Source organism: Inquilinus sp., assembly GCF_057815775.1.
The window spans coordinates 1-17,494 of record NZ_JBYRFX010000775.1; the positions used below are offsets into that span (position 1 = coordinate 1).

Consider the following 17,494-nt stretch of genomic DNA (forward strand, 5'->3'; position numbering starts at 1 on the left):
CCGCTCTCCACCGGCCTGGGCCTCAGCCTGCTGGCGACGCTCTCCGGCTCGGTGGCCATCGAGCTGGTGTTCAACCGCCCCGGCATCGGCAAGCTGCTGATCGGTGCGATCACCGAGCGCGACTACGCCGTCATCCAGGGCGGCGTGATCGTCTTCGCCCTGTTCGTGGTGCTGGTGAACCTGCTGATGGACTTCGTCTACATCATCGTCGATCCGCGGATCCGGGTGACCTGATGGCCGCGATCATCGACACCGCCGACACCATCGCCCCGGCGCCGAACCGGTTCGCGATCCTGCTGCGCATCATGCTGGGCCGCCCGGCCACCATCTTCGCCGGCCTGATCATCGTGATCTTTGTCGCGGTGGCCGTGCTGGCGCCCTGGATCGCACCCTACAATCCGCTGGCGCAGAGCGTCCTCAAGATCAACCAGATCCCGTCCTGGGCGCATTGGCTGGGCACCGACCAGTTCGGCCGAGACGTGCTGTCCCGGATGATCTACGGATCCCGCAACTCGCTGATCTTCGGTTTGCTCTCGCCGACCCTGGCAGCGCTTGTCGGCACCACGCTCGGCGTCGTCGCCGGCTATTTCGGCGGCGTGGTCGACCGCATCATCTCCCGTCTCGTCGACCTGCTGCTGGCGTTCCCGGAGCTGCTGCTGGCGATCATCATCGCGGCGGCGCTGGGCGGTGGCTTCTGGAACGTCGTCGCCGTGCTGACGGTCGCCTTCGTGCCCGGCTTTGCCCGTGTCGCCCGGGCCCAGACCCTATCGGTGAAGCAGGAACCCTATATCGAGGCCGCGGTCGCGGTCGGGGTCAGCACGCCGGTGATCATCTTCCGCCATATCGTGCCGAACATCTCGGCCCCGATCGTCGTGCTGGTGACGCTGTGGGTCGCCTCGGCCATCCGGCTCGAAGCCTCGCTCAGCTTCCTCGGGCTCGGCACCCAGCCGCCGAACCCGAGCTGGGGCAACATCATCCGCGATGGGCTCAACAACCTGTTCGGGTCACCCTGGCCGATCATCGGCGCCGGCTTCGCCATCACCTGCATCGTCCTCGCCTTCAACCTGTTCGGCGATGCGGTGCGCGACGCCCTGGACCCGGAGACCGCCTCGTGACCGTGCCCCTGCTGAAGGTCGAGGATCTGGTCGTCGAATTCGGCCCGAAGGCGGCGCCGCTGCGGGTGGTCGACCGCGTCGGCTTCGAGATCCAGGCCGGCGGGTCGCTCGGCATCGTCGGTGAATCCGGCTCCGGCAAATCGATGACCTCGCTGTCGATCCTGCGGCTGATCCCGGAGCCGCCGGGCCGGATCGCGCAGGGCCGCATCCTGTTCAACGGCACCGACCTCCTGGCCCTGCCGCGGGCGCGGATGCCGGAGATCCGCGGCCGCGACATCGCCATGATCTTCCAGGAGCCGATGAGCTCGCTGAATCCGGTCATGACCATCGGCGACCAGATCGGCGAGGCCATCCTGTTGCATGAGCATGTCAGCCGGGAGGAGCGCCGCCGCAAGGTCGTCGAGATGCTGCGGCTGGTGGGCATGCCCGACCCCGAGCGCCGGCTGGGCGCCTATCCGCACCAGTTCTCCGGTGGCATGCGCCAGCGGGTGATGATCGCCATGGCCATCGCCTGTCACCCAAAACTCCTGATCGCGGACGAGCCGACCACGGCGCTGGATGTGACCATCCAGGCCCAGGTGCTGGACCTGATGAAGAAGATCAGGGCCACGCTGAATACGGCGGTGCTGTTGATCTCGCACGATCTCGGCGTCATCGCCGATATCTGCGAGCGGGTGATCGTGATGTATGCCGGCCGGGTGGTGGAGGATGCCGACGTGCGATCCATCTTCCGGCGGCCGTCGCACCCCTATACCCAGGGCCTGTTGCAGTCGATCCCGCGGCTCAACGACGACCGTCGGCGGCTCTACCAGATCGCCGGATCGGTGCCCCAGGCCGGCAGCCTCGGCTCCGGCTGTCCGTTCCAGCCTCGATGCCCGCTGCGGATCGACCGCTGCGCCGTCGAGCAGCCGCCGATGTTCAGCTTCGGCCCGCAGCACCAGGCCGCCTGCTGGGTCACGGCCCAGGCGCTCCCGGCCGAGCCGGTGCCCAATGCGAGGGCCATGTGATGAACGGCGGGGCGACTCTGGTTCGGGCCGAGGGGCTGACCAAGACCTTCCTGGACGGCGGCGGCCTGTCCTTCGGGCGGCCGCGCCCGGCGGTGCGCGCGGTCGACGACGTCTCGCTGGAGATTCACCGTGGCGAGACGCTGGCGCTGGTCGGCGAATCCGGCTGCGGCAAGTCCACGCTCGGCCGTTTGATGCTGCGGCTGATCGAGCCCAGCGCCGGCCATGTCTTCGTCGACGGCACCGACCTGACCAGCCTGTCGCACGGCCAGATGCGGGCGATGCGCCGGCAGGTCCAGATGATCTTCCAGGATCCCTACGGCTCGCTCAGCCCGCGGCGCAGCATTGCCGAGATCATCGCCGAGCCGCTCGAGGTGTTCGGCCTGGTGAAGTCGCGACGGGAGCGGCGCGACAGGGTGGCGGACCTGCTGCGCCAGGTCGGGCTGCCGCCCTCCACCATGGATCGCTATCCCCGCCAGTTCTCCGGCGGCCAGCGCCAGCGCATCGGCATCGCCCGGGCGATCTCGCTCGACCCCGCCTTCATCGTGGCGGACGAACCGGTCTCGGCACTCGACGTCTCGATCCAGGCCCAGATCGTCAACCTGCTGCAGGATCTGCAGGAGCAGAAGAACCTCTCCTACCTGTTCATCGCCCATGATCTCGCCGTGGTACGGCACATCGCCGACCGGGTCGCGGTGATGTATCTCGGGCGGATCGTCGAGACGGGGCCGAAGGCGGCGGTCTACGGCACGCCGCACCATCCCTACACCCAGGCGCTGCTCTCGGCCGCGCCGGAGCCGGATCCCGACCAGCCGCAGAAGCGCATCATCCTGCAGGGCGATGTGCCGAGCCCGTCCGATATCCCCTCCGGCTGCAGCTTCCGCACCCGCTGTCCGCTGGCGCAGGAGGTCTGCGCCCGCGAACGGCCGGCGCTGGCGTCGGTCGGCAACGGGCATCTCGCGGCCTGCCATTTCGCCAAGGCCAACCCGATCCCGATCTGAGGCTGGTCTCCCCATCTCGGCCGCGATCGACGCCCGGCATCGAAAGCGATCTTCAGCGAGCGCTGTCGGCGACCGGATGTCAGGCCGGGCTTTGCAGCCGGCGGTTGAGATAGAGCAGGAACGTGCTCGCAGCGCCGGCGAACAGCGTGAGCAGAAAGGTCAGCGCCATGACCAGGTCGATGTTGTGCAGGCCGATGGCGTTCATCAGCAGGAAGCCGATGCCGCGCTGGGAGGCGAACATCTCGCCGAGCAGCGTCCCGATCAGGGTCAGCGAGAAGCCGATCCGCAGCCCGGCGAAGATCTCGGGCATCGCCGCTGGCAGCAGCACGCGCATCACCATGTCGATTGGCCCGAGGCCGATGACCCGGCCGCTCTTGACCAGGACCGGGCGGATGTTGCGCACCGCACTGATGGTGAACAGCGCAACCGGGATGACGCCGTGGATGGTGCCGAAGGCGATCTTCGCCGAGATGCCGAGGCCGAACATCAGCAGCAGGATCGGATACAGCGTAATCTTGGGGATGGAATAGGCGGTGACGAGCATCGGCTCGAACACCTCGTTGGCGAAGCGGTTGATGCCGAGGGCGAAACCGATCGCGAGGCCGAGAACGACCGACAGCAGCAGCGCCACGGCGAAGGCCGTCGCGGTTTCCGCGACATGCGGCCAGAAGCTGTCCGACGCCAGGAGCTTCGCGGTGAACAGAACGGTCTGCAACGGCGATCGCAGGGCGACATCCCCGACGATCCAGTACAGGCCCTGCCAGCAGGCCAGGATGATCAGGATCAGGGCGGCGCCGTTGCGCAGCGAACGAAAGGACGAACCGTTCATGCCAGCCCCCGCCGGATCATCAGCGTCTTCTCCCAGAGCGCCAGGCCGGCGTTGAGCGTGCCCGCCACCACCAGGACCAGGATGATCAGCGGATACATCGTCGCATTGTCGAAGTTGTTGTAGGCGAAGCTGATCTCGTACCCCATGCCGCTCGACGACATGATGAACTCCGCGCCGATGATGCCGATCAGCGAATAGGCGACGGCCAGCTTGGCGCCCGACAGGATGTAGGGCGCGGCGTAGGGCAGGGTGATGCGCCACGCCGTTTCCAGGGTGCCGAAGCCGGAGATCTGGGCCGTCTTCAGCAGCACGCGCGGCACGCGGTCCAGCCCGTTCATCGTGCTGACGATCACGCCGACGACGCCGAGCATCGTGCCGATGAAGATTTCCGGTGCGTCGCCGAGGCCGAACAGGATGATCAGCAGCGGATAGAAGGCGAAGATCGGGATCGCGTAGTAGGTGGCGAAGAGCGGGTCGAGCGTCTCGCGCACGGCCTTGAAGCGATGGATTCCGATTGCGGCGGCGACGCCGATGACCATGGCCAGGCCGAAGGCGATCGCCGAGTTGCCGAGCGTCTTGGCGATCGCGGCGTTGAGCGATCCCGACACCAGCATGTGCACGATGTCCGCGATCATGACGTGCGGCGGCTGCATCGTCAGCTTGTCGATGAAGCCCGTGAGGCAGAGTCCTTCCAGCAACAGCACGAGGGCGACCACGAGGCCGATCCGCCAGAGCGTCGCGGGTTTCATGGCTTGCCTCCGGCCCCGCCGGCGCCGGGCCTGCCGATCGCCTTGATCGATTCTTCGCGCAGGAAGCCCCAGAGCCGTGCCGTGATCGCACCGAACCGCTCTTCCTGCACGATGCGGCTGTCGCGGTCCTTCGGCCAGCCGGTCTCGACGATGTCGATCAGTCGCCCGGGCCGGGCCGACATCACGCCGATGCGGTCGGCCAGCATGGTGGCCTCGTCCAGGGCATGGGTGATCAGGAAGATCGTGGCGCCGGTCTTGCGCCACAGGTTCAGCACCTCGTCGCCCATCAGCAGCCGGGTCTGCTGGTCGAGGGCCGCGAAGGGCTCATCGAGCAGGATCAGCCGCGGCTCCGTCACCAGGGTGCGGGCGATGCAGACGCGCTGGCGCATGCCGCCCGACAACTGGGCCGGAAAGCTGCGGGCGAACGGCCCCAGCCCCATCATGGCGAGCGCCCGCTCGATCCGGGCCTCGCGCTCGCCCTTTGCCAGGTTCATGCGGCGCAGTCCGAAGGCGATGTTGTCGACCACGGACAGCCAGGGAAACGACGCGTCCTCCTGGAACACCACGCCGACGCCATCGGGGATCTTGCCGGCGATGGGCCGCCCTTCGAAGGCGACGTCGCCGCGCGATGCCGTCGACAGGCCGGCGATCAGCTCGAGCAGGGTCGACTTGCCGCAGCCCGAGGGCCCGACGACGGCGAAGAACTCGCCGCGCCGGAGATCGAGGTCGATCGGCCCGAGGGCGTGGATGGGCTCCGCCGCCTTGCCCGGCCGGTTGAAGACCTTGTCGACATCCCGCAGGGACACCTGGGCGACATTGGTGATCGCCATGTTCATTGCAGTGCCTTGATGTCGTCCGGAAGGAACCGCGTGTCGACGATGCTCTTGGCGTCGACATCGCCGGAGATCGCGCCGACCATCTTCTGCACCTCGATCGCCTTCTCGAGCCCCGAGAGCTGGATCTGGCCGGTGCCCCAGTATTCGACCCCATCGGTCCTGCTGGTCACCAGGGCGCGCACGGCGTTGCGCGCCACGTCCGACTCCAGGTTGTACGCCTTGGCGACGATGTCGCCGGCCTCGTCCGGATGGTCCTTCATGAATTGGACGGCCTTGATCCGGGCGCGGATGACGCCCCGGATGAAATCGCCCTTGCTGTCGGCCTGGGACATCGAGGCGACGCCGACCACATTGGCGATCGGCGGCAGGATCTCCGTCGCCCGGGCGATCGGCCGGTAATTGTCCTTGTATTTCGACCACAGCGGCTCGGGGATTGGTGCTGCATCGACCAGGCCGGTATCGAGGGCGGCGACGCCTTCGCCGAAGCCGCCGGTCTTGACCAGTTCGGCATCCTCGGTCTTCAGCCCGGCCGATTGCAGGACCAGCGTCGCCAGGGCTTGGCTGGTCGAGCGCGGATTGGTGTAGCCGATCTTCTTGCCCTTCAGATCCGCCACGGATTTGATCGGGGAATCGAGCTTCACCGCCCAGACGAATTCGGCGACGGTCAGCACGTTGTCGCTGATGATCTTGACGTCGGCGCCCTGCTGGATCGCCGCGATCACCGCATTGGGATTGACCTCGGCATAGGGCGCGCTGCCGGCCAGCATGTTGCGCAGCGTGGTGCCGCCACCGGCCGAGGACAGGATGCCGGTGACGTCGGCGCCTTCGTCCTTGAAGAAGCCCTTGGCCAGGGCCACAGCGAACGGCATGCCGTTGGCGGACACGCCGTAATTGCTGACCACGATGTCGTCGGCCCGGGCCATGCCGACGACCATCGTGCCGGCCAAGGCGCAGGCGGCCGTGATGCGTGCCAGCTTCAAGAACGCTCTTCCCATCTGGTCCTCCCTGTTTTCCAACGCCGCCGCGACGCGCGCGGAGACATCTGTTTGTGTCGTCTATTTCGCCGTGCCGGTCGCCGGTGCGGTGGTTTCGATCGTCCGCCAGTCGGACAGCCGCACGGCCCTGTCGAGCGCACTCCTCGCCGGTGCCGCCTGGGCGAAGGGCTGCAACGGTTCGATGCCGTCGGCATGGCGTCGCAGGGCGGCGAGCCCGTCCTGCATCACCCCGACGATGCGCAGCAGCAGGCTGGATGGATAGGACACCTGGGTAAAGCCCATGGAACCGAGATCCGCCGGCGCCAGCCAGGGCGTGTCACCGCCCTCGAACATCGCGGCGGACAGGAACGCGCCCTTGAAGGCCGCGCCGACCCGGCGATAGTCGTCTTCGCTCCTAAGGCCGGCGATGAAGATCCCGTCGACACCGAGCGCCAGGAACCGCTCCGCCCGCCGCATCGCGGCGTCGAGGCCGAGCGGGCCATAGGCATCGGTGCGGCCGATGATGAAGGTTTCCGGGTTGGTCCGCGCCGCCAGCGCTGCGCGCAGCTTCGCCTCGATCACCGCCTCATCGGCCACGGCTGCGGCCTTTTCCGCCCGCTGCTGTTTGCGGTCGCGATCCTGGTCTTCAAGCAGGAAGCCGCTGACGCCGATGGCCTCATAGGCGGCGACGGTGCGGGCCACGCTCTTGACGTCGCCATAGCCGTCATCGGCATCCGCCAGGAACGGCAGGCACGATGCGGCGGCAATGTCGCGCAGCCCGTCCGCCATGTCGGTCAGGCCGATCAGGCCGATATCGGGATAGGCATGGCGGGCGGCAAGCATGGCCGAGCCGCCGACGGTGAAGGCGTTGAAGCCTGCATCCTCGATCAGCCGTGCCGACAGGGCATCATGCGCCAGCGGTGTGACCAGGGGCGTTTCCCGCGCGAGCGCGTGGCGGAAGGTGGGTCTCTTCACAAATCTCTTCCCGGTTCGGCGGCGTCGTACAGCCATCCGCGCTCGGTTTTCGCAGCGGCATAATAGGCTTCGATCTCACCGACATGCCGCAGGGTGGTGTCGATCGCATCGTCGCCGCGGATCAACGGGTCGGCCAGGGAGGCCGGCACGCGGAAGCTGTGGCCGGTGCCGTCCGGCGCCGTGATCCTGCGGGCGGGCAGGTCGACGCGATAGATTGGGTGTGCGGCATGGCGCTCGGCGGATTGCGCCAGCGCGCCCAGCGTGGCCGGATCGACCAGGCCGGCCAGCAGGCCGCTGCGGAACGCGTTCTCGTAGAAGATGTCGGCGAAGCTGGGCGCCAGCACGCAGCGGATGCCGAACTGCAGCAGCGCCCAGACCGCCGCTTCGCGTGACGAGCCGCAGCCGAAATTCTCCTCGGCCAACAGGATCCGGGCCGACCGGAACGGCGGGCGGTTGAGCACGAAATCCGGCCGCTCCCCGCCGGCCTCGTCATAGCGATGGCCGCCGAACAGGCCCTTGCCGTAGTCGGCGCTGGCCGTGCGCAGCCAGGCTGACGGGATGATCGCATCGGTGTTGATGTTGGCGGACAGCATCGTCGCCATGACGCCTTCGACGTCGGTGAACGGGTCTCTCATGCTCGGCCCATCTTTCGGACATCGGCAATGTGACCGCTGATCGCGGCGGCGGCGGCCATGGCCGGGCTGGCCAGATGAGTGCGGCTGCGCGGCCCCTGGCGGTTCTCGAAATTGCGGTTGGAGGTGGCGATGCAGCGGGCGCCGGGCGGCACCACGTCTTCGTTGATGCTCACGCACATGGAGCAGCCGGCGTCGCGCCATTCGAAACCGGCGTCCCGGAAGACACGGTGCAGGCCGCGCGCCTCGGCCTCCGCCTTCACCGACATCGAGCCGGGCACGACCAGCGCCCGGACGCCCGGCGCCACCTTGCGCCCGCGCACGATATCCGCGGCGGCTTCGAGGTCGGAGAGCCGCGAATTGGTGCAGGAGCCGATGAAGGCGATGTCGATCGGGATACTGTCCAGCGGCGTGCCCGGTTCGAGACCCATGTAGCGGAGGGCTGCGGCGGCAAGGTCGCGTCGCTTGGCGTCGCCGAAGCTGGCGGGATCGGGCACCCGCTCATCCACCCCGGCCACGTCCTGCGGCGATGTCCCCCAGGTGACCTGTGGTGCGATGCGGGTGCAGTCGATGGCGACGTCGCGGTCGAACACGGCGCCGGGATCCGTCCGCAGCGCCCGCCACGCGGCGGCGGCGCGGTCGAAGGCCTCGCCCTGCGGCGCGAATTCGCGGCCCCGCACATAGGCGATGGTCTTTTCGTCCGGCGCCACGAGGCCGAGCCGGGCGCCGAGCTCGATCGACATGTTGCAGAGGGTGAGGCGGGCTTCGACTGATAGCGCCTCGATCGCCGCGCCGGCATATTCAACGGCACAGCCGCGGCCGGCGGCGATGCCGTATTGCCCCATGACTCGCAGGATCAGGTCCTTGGCGGTGACGCCGGCCCCGGCCCGGCCTTCGAACCTGATCCGCATCCGCTGCGGCCGCGCCATGGCCAGCGTCTGCGTCGCCAGCACATGCTCGACCTCGCTGGTGCCGACGCCGATCCCGATGGCCCCGAGGCCGCCGACGGTGGAGGTGTGGCTGTCGCCGCAGGTCAGGACGCAGCCGGGCAGGGCGATGCCAAGCTCCGGCCCGATGACATGCACGATGCCCTGCCGCGGGTCGTCCACGCCGTAGTGCCGGATGTGGTTCTCATAGGCGTTGCGCCGCATCAGGCCGAGGAGCTCACGCCCGGTCGGGTTGCTGTCCTCGGTGCGGCCCGGCGCCGTGGAGACGATGTGATCCTGGGTGGCGACCGTCAGCTCGGGGTACCGGACCGGGCGCCCCGCCCGGCGCAGGCCCTCGAAGGCCGGCGCGCTTGTCGTCTCCTGCAGCACATGCCGGTCGACGAACAGCAGGTCGCGGCCGTCCTCCAGCTGCCGGACGAGATGGGCGGTCCAGATCTTTTCGAAGATGGTCAGCGGCCCGATGCGGCCGGCCTGCGGGTCAGCAGCCATGGCCAAGGGCCATCAAGGCTTTAGGGGCTCGTGACATCGCTGCTCCTCCCTGCCGTGCCTGCGCATGCAAGCCGTTCCGGCGCGGTCCCAGACGCTCGTGCCCTGCAGAAATGGCCGAGCTGTGCGTTCTTGATGATGCAGGCTAGCGCCCGGGCGAGGCAGGGAATAGTCTCAATTTGATCATATTTCTCTCAGGAAAACTCAGAGCAAATGACTCGTCGCCTGCCACCGCTCAACGCCCTGCGCGCCTTCGAGGCCGCGGCCCGCAACGGCAGCCTGACCCGGGCGGCACAGGAGCTTTCGGTCACGCAAGGCGCCGTCAGCCGACATGTCTCGCAACTCGAAGACTGGCTCGGCCTGCGGCTCTGCGCGCGCATCCGACGCGGCATCGAGATCACGCCGGAGGGAGCTGCCTTTGCGGCGGTGCTGGGCACCGCATTCGATCAGATCGAAACGCAGGTGCGCCGGCTGCAGCACCGGCCGCAGGACAACACCTTGCGCATCAAGCTGCCGCCGACCTTTGCGATCCGCTGGTTCGTCCCCCGCCTTGCCCGTTTCCACGCGTTGCATCGCCAGATCGACGTGCAGATCACGACATCGCATCAGACGGTCGATTTCGATCGGGAAGACATCGATATCTGCATCCATTCGGGTCCTGCACCGCTGACGGGCGTCGCCTGCCGCCGGCTGTTCGGCGAAATCCTGCTGCCGGTCTGCAGCCCCGGCCTGCTCAGCCGGACGGGCGCGCCCGCTGCGCCGGCCGATCTCTCGCAACACGTTCTCTTGTGTTCCATGCACAGGCCCGACGACTGGCCGACCTGGCTGCAGGCGGCCGCGGTCGACACGGTCGACGGCAACAGCGGGCTGAAATTCGAGAACTCCGCGCTGGCCTACCAAGCGGCGATCGACGAGCTTGGAATCGTCATGGCGCAGCGCGCCTTCGTCGAGGAGGATCTGCGGACCGGCCGGCTGATCGCACCGCTGGCATTGAGGGCAAAGACATCCAGCGCCTATTATCTGGCCTACCCTGGAGCCAAGCGGGACGCACCCCTGGTCAAGGCCTTCGAGCAATGGATCGTCCAGGAAGCCAACGTCATGGAAGAGGCCCGGTAGGCCGCTTGGAAGGGGCGATGCCGGGGCTGCGATCGCGGCCCCGGGCCCTTGTCGGCGGTCGTTTCGATCAGTAGGTTGCGCGGCCGCCCGAGAGATCGAAGACAGCGCCGGTCGTGAAGGAATTCTCGGCGCTGACCAGCCAGGCGATCATCCCGGCCGCTTCGGCCAGTTCCAGGAACCGCCCGCGCGGAATCCGGCTGAGCATGTATTTGATGTGCTCCGGTGCCTGCTCCATCGCGCCCGGCGTGCGGGCGACGGCCGGGGTGACGCAATTGACCGCGATGTCGTGGCCGGCCAGTTCCTTGCCCAGCGACTTGGTCATGGCGATCACCGCGGCTTTGGCCGCGCTATAGGCGGCGGCATTGGGGTTGCCCTCCTTGCCGGCGATCGACGCGACATTGACGATGCGGCCGTAATTCTGCGCCGTCATGACAGGCGCGACGGCCCGGCAGCAATAGAAGGTGCCGTTGACATCGACGTCCAGCACGCTGCGCCAGGCGTCCAGCGGGTAGTCCGCCAAAGGCGCATTCGGGCCGACGATCGCGGCGTTGTTCACCAGGATGTCGATGCGCCCCAGCGCCTCGACCGTTCCGGCCACCGCGGCCTCGACGCTGGCGTTGTCGGCGATGTCGACCCGCATGGTGTGGATATCGTCCCGCCCTGTGGCGGCGGCCAGCGTGCCCTTGGCGGTCTGCAATCCGTCCTCATTGTCGTCCCAGATGACCAGCGGCGCCCCGGATCGGAGGAAGCGGTCGGCCACTTCGTAGCCGATGCCCTGCGCGCCGCCGGTCACCACGGCGACCCGCTTGTCGAGATTGATCGTGTTGAGCTGCAAGATCGTTGCCTCTGATGAAAATGGGGTCGGGCGGGCTGGGGATGCCGGCCCGCTCTCTCAGGCGTTGGCGCCCACCGGCTGCCCGGCGACCGGGCGCCACCGCATGAACCGCTCCTCGAACATCGACACCGCGGTGTCGAGCACGAGCGCGAACACGGTCAGCAGCAGGATGCCGGCGATCACCGAATTGATGTCGAACACCCCTTCGGCGAGCAGGATCAGGTAGCCGATCCCTTTTTCCGAGCCGAGATACTCGCCCACCACGCTGCCGACGAAGGCGATGCCCACCGCGTTGTGCAGGCTGGAGAACACCCAGCTCATCGCCGACGGCACGTAGACATGGCGCAGCAGCTCACGCGAATTCGCGCCCATCATTCGGGTGTTGGACAGCACCACCGGGCTGACCTCGCGCACGCCCTGGTAGACGTTGAAGAACACCACGAAGAAGACCAGGGTCACGCCCAGCGCCACCTTCGACCAGATGCCGAGCCCGAACCACAGCGCGAATACCGGCGCGAAGATCAGGCGGGGCATCGAGTTGAACGCCTTGATGAACGGGTCGGTTACGGCGGCGAGGAACGGGGTGAGCGCCAGCCACAGCCCGATCCCCAGCCCCAATATGGTGCCGATGGCGAAGGCCAGGAGGGTCTCCACCAGGGTGGTGTAGAGATGCAGGAAGACCGACCCGGTGGCGAACCAGATCCACAGGCGCCTGGCGACGCCGATCGGATCGCCGAAGAAGAAGGTCGACAGCACCCCCGTCGCGGTCAGCAGCCACCACAGGAACAGGCCGCCGAACAGCAGGGCCAGGCGGCAGGCCAGCACCAGGACATGGTTGCGCGGGTCAAGAGCGGTTGCGCGCATAGCTTTTCAACACCTCTCCCTTCAGCACGTCCCAGATCGCGGCGTGCAGTTGCAGGAATCGCTGCGTCATCCGGATCTCCGCGACTTGGCGCGGACGGTCCAGGTCGATCTCGAATTCCGCGATGGGCCGCGTGCCGGGGCCTGCGGACAGCACCACGACCCGGTCCGACAGCGAAATCGCTTCCTCCAGATCATGGGTCACGAACACCACCGACTTGCGGTCGGCCGACCAGATCTGCAGCAGCTCGTCTTCCATCAGCTGCCGGGTCTGGATGTCGAGCGCGCTGAACGGCTCGTCCATCAGCAGGATGCGGGGGTCGAGCGCGAGCGCCTGGGCCAGGCCGGCCCGCTTGCGCATGCCGCCCGACATCTGGTGGGGATATTTCCGGCCGTGCCCGTGGAGCCCGACCCGCACCAGCCATTCGCGCGCGATCTGCAAGGCCTCCGCCTTCGGCTTGCCATGGAACAGCAGGCCGGCGGCGACATTGTCCTCTGCCGTCTTCCACGGCATCAGCGCATCCACCTGGAACAGGTAGGATGCGTCCTTGTTCAGCCCCTGGCTCAGGGGCTGGCCGAACACGCTCAGCGTGCCGGAGGAGGGGCGCATCAGGCCCGCCGCCACGTTGAGCAGGGTGGACTTGCCGCAGCCGGTCGGCCCGACGACGGACAGGAACTCGCCCTCCCGCACCTCCAGGTTCACGTCCCGCACCGCGGTGTAGGTCTTGCCGGCCCCTTCGTTGCTGGCGAAGGTGCAGGTCACCCCGTCGAATCGCAGCGCGTGCTGTGCGTCCTGGGGCATGGCCTGCTCGCCGATCCTGCGAACCGCGACGCTCACCGGACCGTGCCCGCGGCTTTGGTCGCAAAGCTGTTGTCATAGGTGGCGCCGAGATCGATCGGGGCCGAGCCGATGCTGGGGTCGAAGGCGGTCAGGACGTTGCGCACGGTCTGCGCGCCCTGGTCCGACAGCACACCGGTCTGCGAGATGCAGCGGCGGCTGTTCTCGAACGCCTTGGCGTAGAGCACCTTGTCGTCGCCGACATATTCCGGCGGGACGCTGTCGGCCACCTCCTGTGGCGTCGCCTGAGCGATAAAGTGCTCGGCGCGGACGATGGCGTTCGTCACGGCCTGCACGGTCTTCGGGTTCTCGTCGATGAACGCCTTCGTCGTGTATAGGCTCGATTCCGGATAGTCGGAGCCGAAGACCGCCTTGTTGCCCTCTGCCGTCCGCATCTCGGCCAGCGGAATCATGTCGCCACTGTCCATCAGGATGGTGGCCGAGGGATCGTTGACGATCAGCGCGTCGATCTGCCCGGCGCGGATCGCCGCCACGGCGCCGGCGGCCTGGCCCACGCCGATGATCGACACGTCCTCCGGCTGCAGCCCTGCCTGGTGCAGGATGTAGTTGAGGGCCATGTGGGTGCTCGACCCCGGCGCGCTGACGCCGACGCGCATGCCCTTGAGATCGGCTGCCGAATGGACGATGCCTTCGTTCTTCTTGGCGATGCCGAAGATCCAGGCCGGGCAGTTCACCTGGGCGGCGAAGGTCACCAGGGGCTGGCCCTTGGCCGCCATGGTCAGGGTGTTGGAATAGGCGCCGGCGACGACATCCGTGCTGCCACCCATGAGCGCCTCCAGGGCCTTCGAGCCGCCGGAAAAGGCCGCGATGGTGACGTCGAGCCCCTCATCCTGGAAGTAGCCGAGCTGCTTCGCCACCAGGAGGGGCAGATAGGTCATGCCGACCGAGGCGGCGCCGATGTGGATCTCCGTCTTCTCCGGCCGGTCCTGGGCGCCCGCTACCGTCGTCATCGACAGGATCGCGGCCGCACACAGCGCAAGCGTGGTTCCGAGCTTCATCGTGTCTCCTCCGTCTGCTTTGGCTTGTTGGTTGGTTGTGATGTCCGGGGCAGGTTGCGGGGCGTTGGTCCGGGCCGAAGCTGGCGGCCCGAACCCGCCGTGACCTATGCCGCCGACTGCAGCGCCCGGACGACTGCGTCGCCCATCTCCGCGGTGCCCACCCGGCGCGTGCCGGGCTGATAGATGTCGCCGGTGCGATACCCCTGGGCGAGCACGGTGCGGACCGCGCTTTCCACCTGTCGCGCCTTGTCTTCCAGCTCGAAGCTCTCACGCAGCATCATCGCCAGCGACAGGATCGCGGCCAGCGGGTTGGCCACGTCCTGGCCGGCGATGTCCGGGGCCGAGCCGTGCACGGGCTCGTACAGCCCTTTGCGGTCCAGCCCGAGGGAGGCCGAGGGCAGCATGCCGATCGATCCGGTCAGCATCGCCGCCGCGTCCGACAGGATGTCGCCGAACATGTTGCCGGTGACGATCACGTCGAACTGCTTCGGGTTCCGCATCAGCGACATGGACGCCGCGTCGATGAACAGGTGGCTCAGCTCGACATCGGGGTATTCGCGGCCGACACGGGTCACCACCTCGCGCCAGAGCTGCATGGTCTCCAGCACATTGGCCTTGTCGACGGAGCAGACCTTGTGCCGCCGTTTGCGCGCGGCCCGGAAGGCAGCATGGGCGATGCGTTCGACCTCGGATTCCGAATAGCGCATGGTGTTGAAGCCGACGCGCTCGCCCTTCTCATTGGTCTCGAAGCCGCGCGGCTTGCCGAAATAGACGTCGCCGTTGAGCTCCCGCAGGATCACGAGGTCGAGCCCGTCGACCACCTCCGGCTTGAGCGTCGAGGCGCCGATCAGCTCGGGGAACATGAAGGCCGGGCGGAAATTCGCGAACAGCGTCAGCGCCTCCCGCAGCTGCAGCAGCCCCGTCCCCGGCCGCTGGTCGCGCGGGATGTCGGCCTCATCCGCCACACCGACCGATCCGAACAGGATCGCATCGACACGCCGCGCCAGGGCCAGGGTTTCATCGGGCAGCGGCTTGCCGCGCGCCTCGATGCCGGCCTGGCCGATCGGGGCTTCCTCCGTCTCGGCGTGGGGCGCCACCAGCCGTAGCACCTTCACCGCCTGGCCGACGACCTCGGGGCCGATACCGTCACCGGCCATGATCGCGATCTTCACGAACGTCTCTCCTTGAACACGAAACTTGAGAACATGAATCCTTGGGAAAACACGAAAGTCCGAACCGGCGGGGCTAGGCGTCCCGGCCCTCGTGGCTGCGCTCGAACGCGTCGATCCGGCTCGACTGCGCCAGGGTGTAGCCGAGCTCGTCGATGCCGGTGACGAGGCAGGTCTTGGCGAAGGCCTCGATCTCGAACGGGTGGCGGGTACCGTCCGGCAGGTCCACCTGCTGCGCCGGCAGGTCGACCGCCACCGTCGCGCCCGGCACGGCTTCGAGATGCGCCAGCAGCGGCGTCACCACCTCCTGCGGCAGCACGATCGGCAGCAAGCCGTTCTTCAGGCAGTTGGTGAAGAAGATGTCGCCGAAGCTGGGGGCGATGGCCGCCCGGATGCCGTAATCGTACAGCGCCCAGACCGCGTGCTCGCGGGAGGAGCCGCAGCCGAAGTTGCGGTTGGCGACGATGATCCGGGCCGGGCGGTAGGCCGGCCGGTTCAGGATGAAATCCGCGACCTCCGACCCATCCTTGCGGAAGCGGAATTCGGCGAACAGGTACCGCCCGAAATCGTCGGACCGCATCTTCTGCAGATACTGAGCCGGGATGATCTGGTCGGTGTCGCAATTGACCCGGGCGATCGGCACGGCCACGGCCTCCAGATGGTCGAGACGATCCATGGTCAGCCTCCCGCCATCAGCCGGCGGACATCGGTCAGCCGGCCGGTCACGGCCGCCGCCGCCGCCATGGCCGGACTCATCAGATGGGTGCGTGCCCCCGGCCCCTGGCGGCCGACGAAGTTCCGGTTGGAGGTGGAGGCACAGCGCTGGCCCGGCGCGACCATATCGCCATTGGTGGCCAGGCACATCGAGCAGCCGGCGAAGCGCCAGTCGAAGCCCGCCGCCTTGAAGATCCGGTCCAGCCCTTCGGCCTCCGCCTGGGCCTTGATCAGCTGCGATCCCGGCACTACCCAGGCCTCGACCCCGCCCGCCACCGTCCGGCCCTCGACCACCGCGGCCGCGCTTCGCAGGTCTTCGATCCGGCTGTTGGTGCAGGAGCCGATGAACACCCGGTCGATGCCGACCTCCTCCAGCGCCGTGCCGGGAATCAGGCCCATATAGGCCAGCGCCCTCTCCATGCCGTCGCGTCGGTCGGGATCCGCCACATCGGCGGGGTCCGGAACCCGCGCGGTGATCGCGACGGCATCCTCGGGCGTGGTGCCCCAGGTCACCATCGGCGCGATCGCCGCGGCGTCCAGCGCGATCTCCCGGTCGAACGCCGCATCCTCATCCGACGGCAGGCCGCGCCATTGCGCCACCGCCCAGTCCCAGTCCGCGCCCTTCGGGGCATAGGGGCGGCCCGCGAGATAGGCGAAAGTGGTGTCGTCCGGGGCGATCATCCCGGCCCGGCCGCCCGCCTCGATCGACATGTTGCAGACCGTCAGCCGGCCTTCCATCGACAGCGCCCGGATGGTGCTGCCGGCATATTCCAGAATATGCCCCGCCGCACCGGCGACGCCGATCTCGGCGATGATCGCGAGGATGATGTCCTTGGCGGTCACCCCTGGCCCGAGCGTACCGTCGACGCTGATGCGCATGCGCCGCGGCCGGCGCTGCCACAGCGACTGGGTTGCCAGCACATGCCCGACCTCCGTCGCGCCGATGCCGAAGGCCAGCGCACCGAGCGCCCCATGGGTGGAGGTGTGGCTGTCGGCGCAGACGATGGTCATGCCCGGCAGGCTCAGCCCCTGCTCGGGCCCCACCACATGGACGATGCCCTGGCGTGGGTCTTCCAGGCCGAACAGGCTGATGCCGGATTCCGCGGTGTCACGATTCAGCGCCTCGATCATGGCACGGCGTTCGGGGTGGTTGATCGACGCCATGTTCCGCCCGTGGGTCGGGACGTAGTGGTCGGGCATGCCGAAGATGCGCTCCGGCGCCCGTGGCTTCAGGCCGCGCTGGCGCAGCATGTCGAACGCCGTGGCGGTGACGTCATGGATGAAGTGGCGGTCGATGAACAGCAGGTCCTGGCCATCCTCCCGCGTCATGATCCGGTGCCGGTCCCAGATCTTGTCGAACATGGTCTGCGGCGCGGTGATCGCTTCCGGGCTCA

Annotated in this window: 19 protein-coding genes; 5 read left to right on the plus strand and 14 right to left on the minus strand. The window is 67.8% G+C overall.

Going from position 1 to position 17,494, the window contains the following annotated elements:
* From AC3XYG_RS27370 to AC3XYG_RS27385, 4 genes are all read left to right on the plus strand, one after another.
* The coding region (locus AC3XYG_RS27370; protein ID WP_489143037.1) for an ABC transporter permease subunit at positions 1 to 234 on the plus strand (234 nt) is incomplete at its 5' end.
* Positions 234 to 1,115, plus strand: coding sequence for an ABC transporter permease (locus AC3XYG_RS27375; protein ID WP_489143038.1), 882 nt, complete (start codon positions 234 to 236; stop codon positions 1,113 to 1,115). The genes AC3XYG_RS27370 and AC3XYG_RS27375, both read left to right, overlap by 1 nt.
* Complete coding sequence (locus AC3XYG_RS27380) at positions 1,112 to 2,122, plus strand: ABC transporter ATP-binding protein (RefSeq protein ID WP_489143039.1); 1,011 nt, start codon at positions 1,112 to 1,114, stop codon at positions 2,120 to 2,122. Before AC3XYG_RS27375 ends, AC3XYG_RS27380 begins: the two co-directional genes overlap by 4 nt.
* On the plus strand, positions 2,122 to 3,120 hold the full coding sequence (locus AC3XYG_RS27385; protein WP_489143040.1) for an ABC transporter ATP-binding protein: 999 nt from the start codon (positions 2,122 to 2,124) through the stop codon (positions 3,118 to 3,120). The genes AC3XYG_RS27380 and AC3XYG_RS27385 overlap by 1 nt, the downstream gene beginning before the upstream one ends.
* A 79-nt stretch (positions 3,121 to 3,199) precedes the next feature.
* Here the strand turns inward: AC3XYG_RS27385 and AC3XYG_RS27390 are convergent, their stop codons facing one another.
* The 7 genes from AC3XYG_RS27390 to leuC (AC3XYG_RS27420) are packed head-to-tail and all read right to left on the minus strand — an operon-like array spanning position 3,200 to position 9,551.
* Positions 3,200 to 3,949: an ABC transporter permease gene (locus tag AC3XYG_RS27390; protein ID WP_489143041.1), complete on the minus strand. Its 750-nt coding sequence runs from the start codon at positions 3,947 to 3,949 to the stop codon at positions 3,200 to 3,202.
* Positions 3,946 to 4,698, minus strand: a complete 753-nt coding sequence (locus tag AC3XYG_RS27395; RefSeq protein WP_489143042.1) for an ABC transporter permease — start codon at positions 4,696 to 4,698, stop codon at positions 3,946 to 3,948. The genes AC3XYG_RS27390 and AC3XYG_RS27395 overlap by 4 nt, the downstream gene beginning before the upstream one ends.
* Positions 4,695 to 5,534: an ABC transporter ATP-binding protein gene (locus tag AC3XYG_RS27400; protein ID WP_489143043.1), complete on the minus strand. Its 840-nt coding sequence runs from the start codon at positions 5,532 to 5,534 to the stop codon at positions 4,695 to 4,697. The genes AC3XYG_RS27395 and AC3XYG_RS27400 overlap by 4 nt, the downstream gene beginning before the upstream one ends.
* Positions 5,531 to 6,529 carry an ABC transporter substrate-binding protein gene (locus AC3XYG_RS27405; protein WP_489143044.1) on the minus strand — a complete coding sequence of 333 codons (999 nt, stop codon included), beginning with the start codon at positions 6,527 to 6,529 and terminating at the stop codon, positions 5,531 to 5,533. Before AC3XYG_RS27405 ends, AC3XYG_RS27400 begins: the two co-directional genes overlap by 4 nt.
* 60 nt (positions 6,530 to 6,589) lie before the next feature.
* Positions 6,590 to 7,483, minus strand: coding sequence for an isocitrate lyase/PEP mutase family protein (locus AC3XYG_RS27410; protein WP_489143045.1), 894 nt, complete (start codon positions 7,481 to 7,483; stop codon positions 6,590 to 6,592).
* Positions 7,480 to 8,118 carry a 3-isopropylmalate dehydratase small subunit gene (gene leuD, locus AC3XYG_RS27415; protein ID WP_489143046.1) on the minus strand — a complete coding sequence of 213 codons (639 nt, stop codon included), beginning with the start codon at positions 8,116 to 8,118 and terminating at the stop codon, positions 7,480 to 7,482. Before leuD (AC3XYG_RS27415) ends, AC3XYG_RS27410 begins: the two co-directional genes overlap by 4 nt.
* Complete coding sequence (gene leuC / locus AC3XYG_RS27420; protein WP_489143047.1) at positions 8,115 to 9,551, minus strand: 3-isopropylmalate dehydratase large subunit; 1,437 nt, start codon at positions 9,549 to 9,551, stop codon at positions 8,115 to 8,117. Before leuC (AC3XYG_RS27420) ends, leuD (AC3XYG_RS27415) begins: the two co-directional genes overlap by 4 nt.
* 210 nt (positions 9,552 to 9,761) lie before the next feature.
* Between leuC (AC3XYG_RS27420) and gcvA the strand changes: the two genes are divergently transcribed.
* A complete protein-coding gene (gene gcvA, locus AC3XYG_RS27425) occupies positions 9,762 to 10,664 on the plus strand; it encodes a transcriptional regulator GcvA (RefSeq protein ID WP_489143048.1) in 903 nt (300 codons plus the stop codon).
* 67 nt (positions 10,665 to 10,731) lie between these two features.
* On the opposite strand, the gene AC3XYG_RS27430 is transcribed toward gcvA, so the two are convergent.
* The 7 genes from AC3XYG_RS27430 to leuC (AC3XYG_RS27460) form a co-directional block, all read right to left on the minus strand.
* Positions 10,732 to 11,499, minus strand: a complete 768-nt coding sequence (locus AC3XYG_RS27430) for an SDR family NAD(P)-dependent oxidoreductase (RefSeq protein WP_489143049.1) — start codon at positions 11,497 to 11,499, stop codon at positions 10,732 to 10,734.
* A gap of 57 nt (positions 11,500 to 11,556) precedes the next feature.
* A complete protein-coding gene (locus AC3XYG_RS27435; RefSeq protein WP_489143050.1) occupies positions 11,557 to 12,363 on the minus strand; it encodes an ABC transporter permease in 807 nt (268 codons plus the stop codon).
* Positions 12,344 to 13,162: an ABC transporter ATP-binding protein gene (locus AC3XYG_RS27440; RefSeq protein ID WP_489143051.1), complete on the minus strand. Its 819-nt coding sequence runs from the start codon at positions 13,160 to 13,162 to the stop codon at positions 12,344 to 12,346. Before AC3XYG_RS27440 ends, AC3XYG_RS27435 begins: the two co-directional genes overlap by 20 nt.
* Before the next feature lie 32 nt (positions 13,163 to 13,194).
* Positions 13,195 to 14,217 carry an ABC transporter substrate-binding protein gene (locus tag AC3XYG_RS27445; RefSeq protein WP_489143052.1) on the minus strand — a complete coding sequence of 341 codons (1,023 nt, stop codon included), beginning with the start codon at positions 14,215 to 14,217 and terminating at the stop codon, positions 13,195 to 13,197.
* A gap of 104 nt (positions 14,218 to 14,321) precedes the next feature.
* Positions 14,322 to 15,374 (minus strand): 3-isopropylmalate dehydrogenase, encoded by a 1,053-nt coding sequence (gene leuB / locus AC3XYG_RS27450; protein ID WP_489143081.1) that lies wholly within the window; start codon positions 15,372 to 15,374, stop codon positions 14,322 to 14,324.
* An 88-nt stretch (positions 15,375 to 15,462) separates the two neighbouring features.
* Positions 15,463 to 16,062, minus strand: coding sequence for a 3-isopropylmalate dehydratase small subunit (leuD, locus tag AC3XYG_RS27455; RefSeq protein WP_489143053.1), 600 nt, complete (start codon positions 16,060 to 16,062; stop codon positions 15,463 to 15,465).
* Positions 16,063 to 16,064: 2 nt separating this feature from the next.
* Positions 16,065 to 17,480, minus strand: a complete 1,416-nt coding sequence (gene leuC, locus AC3XYG_RS27460; RefSeq protein ID WP_489143082.1) for a 3-isopropylmalate dehydratase large subunit — start codon at positions 17,478 to 17,480, stop codon at positions 16,065 to 16,067.
* Positions 17,481 to 17,494 lie beyond the last annotated feature (14 nt).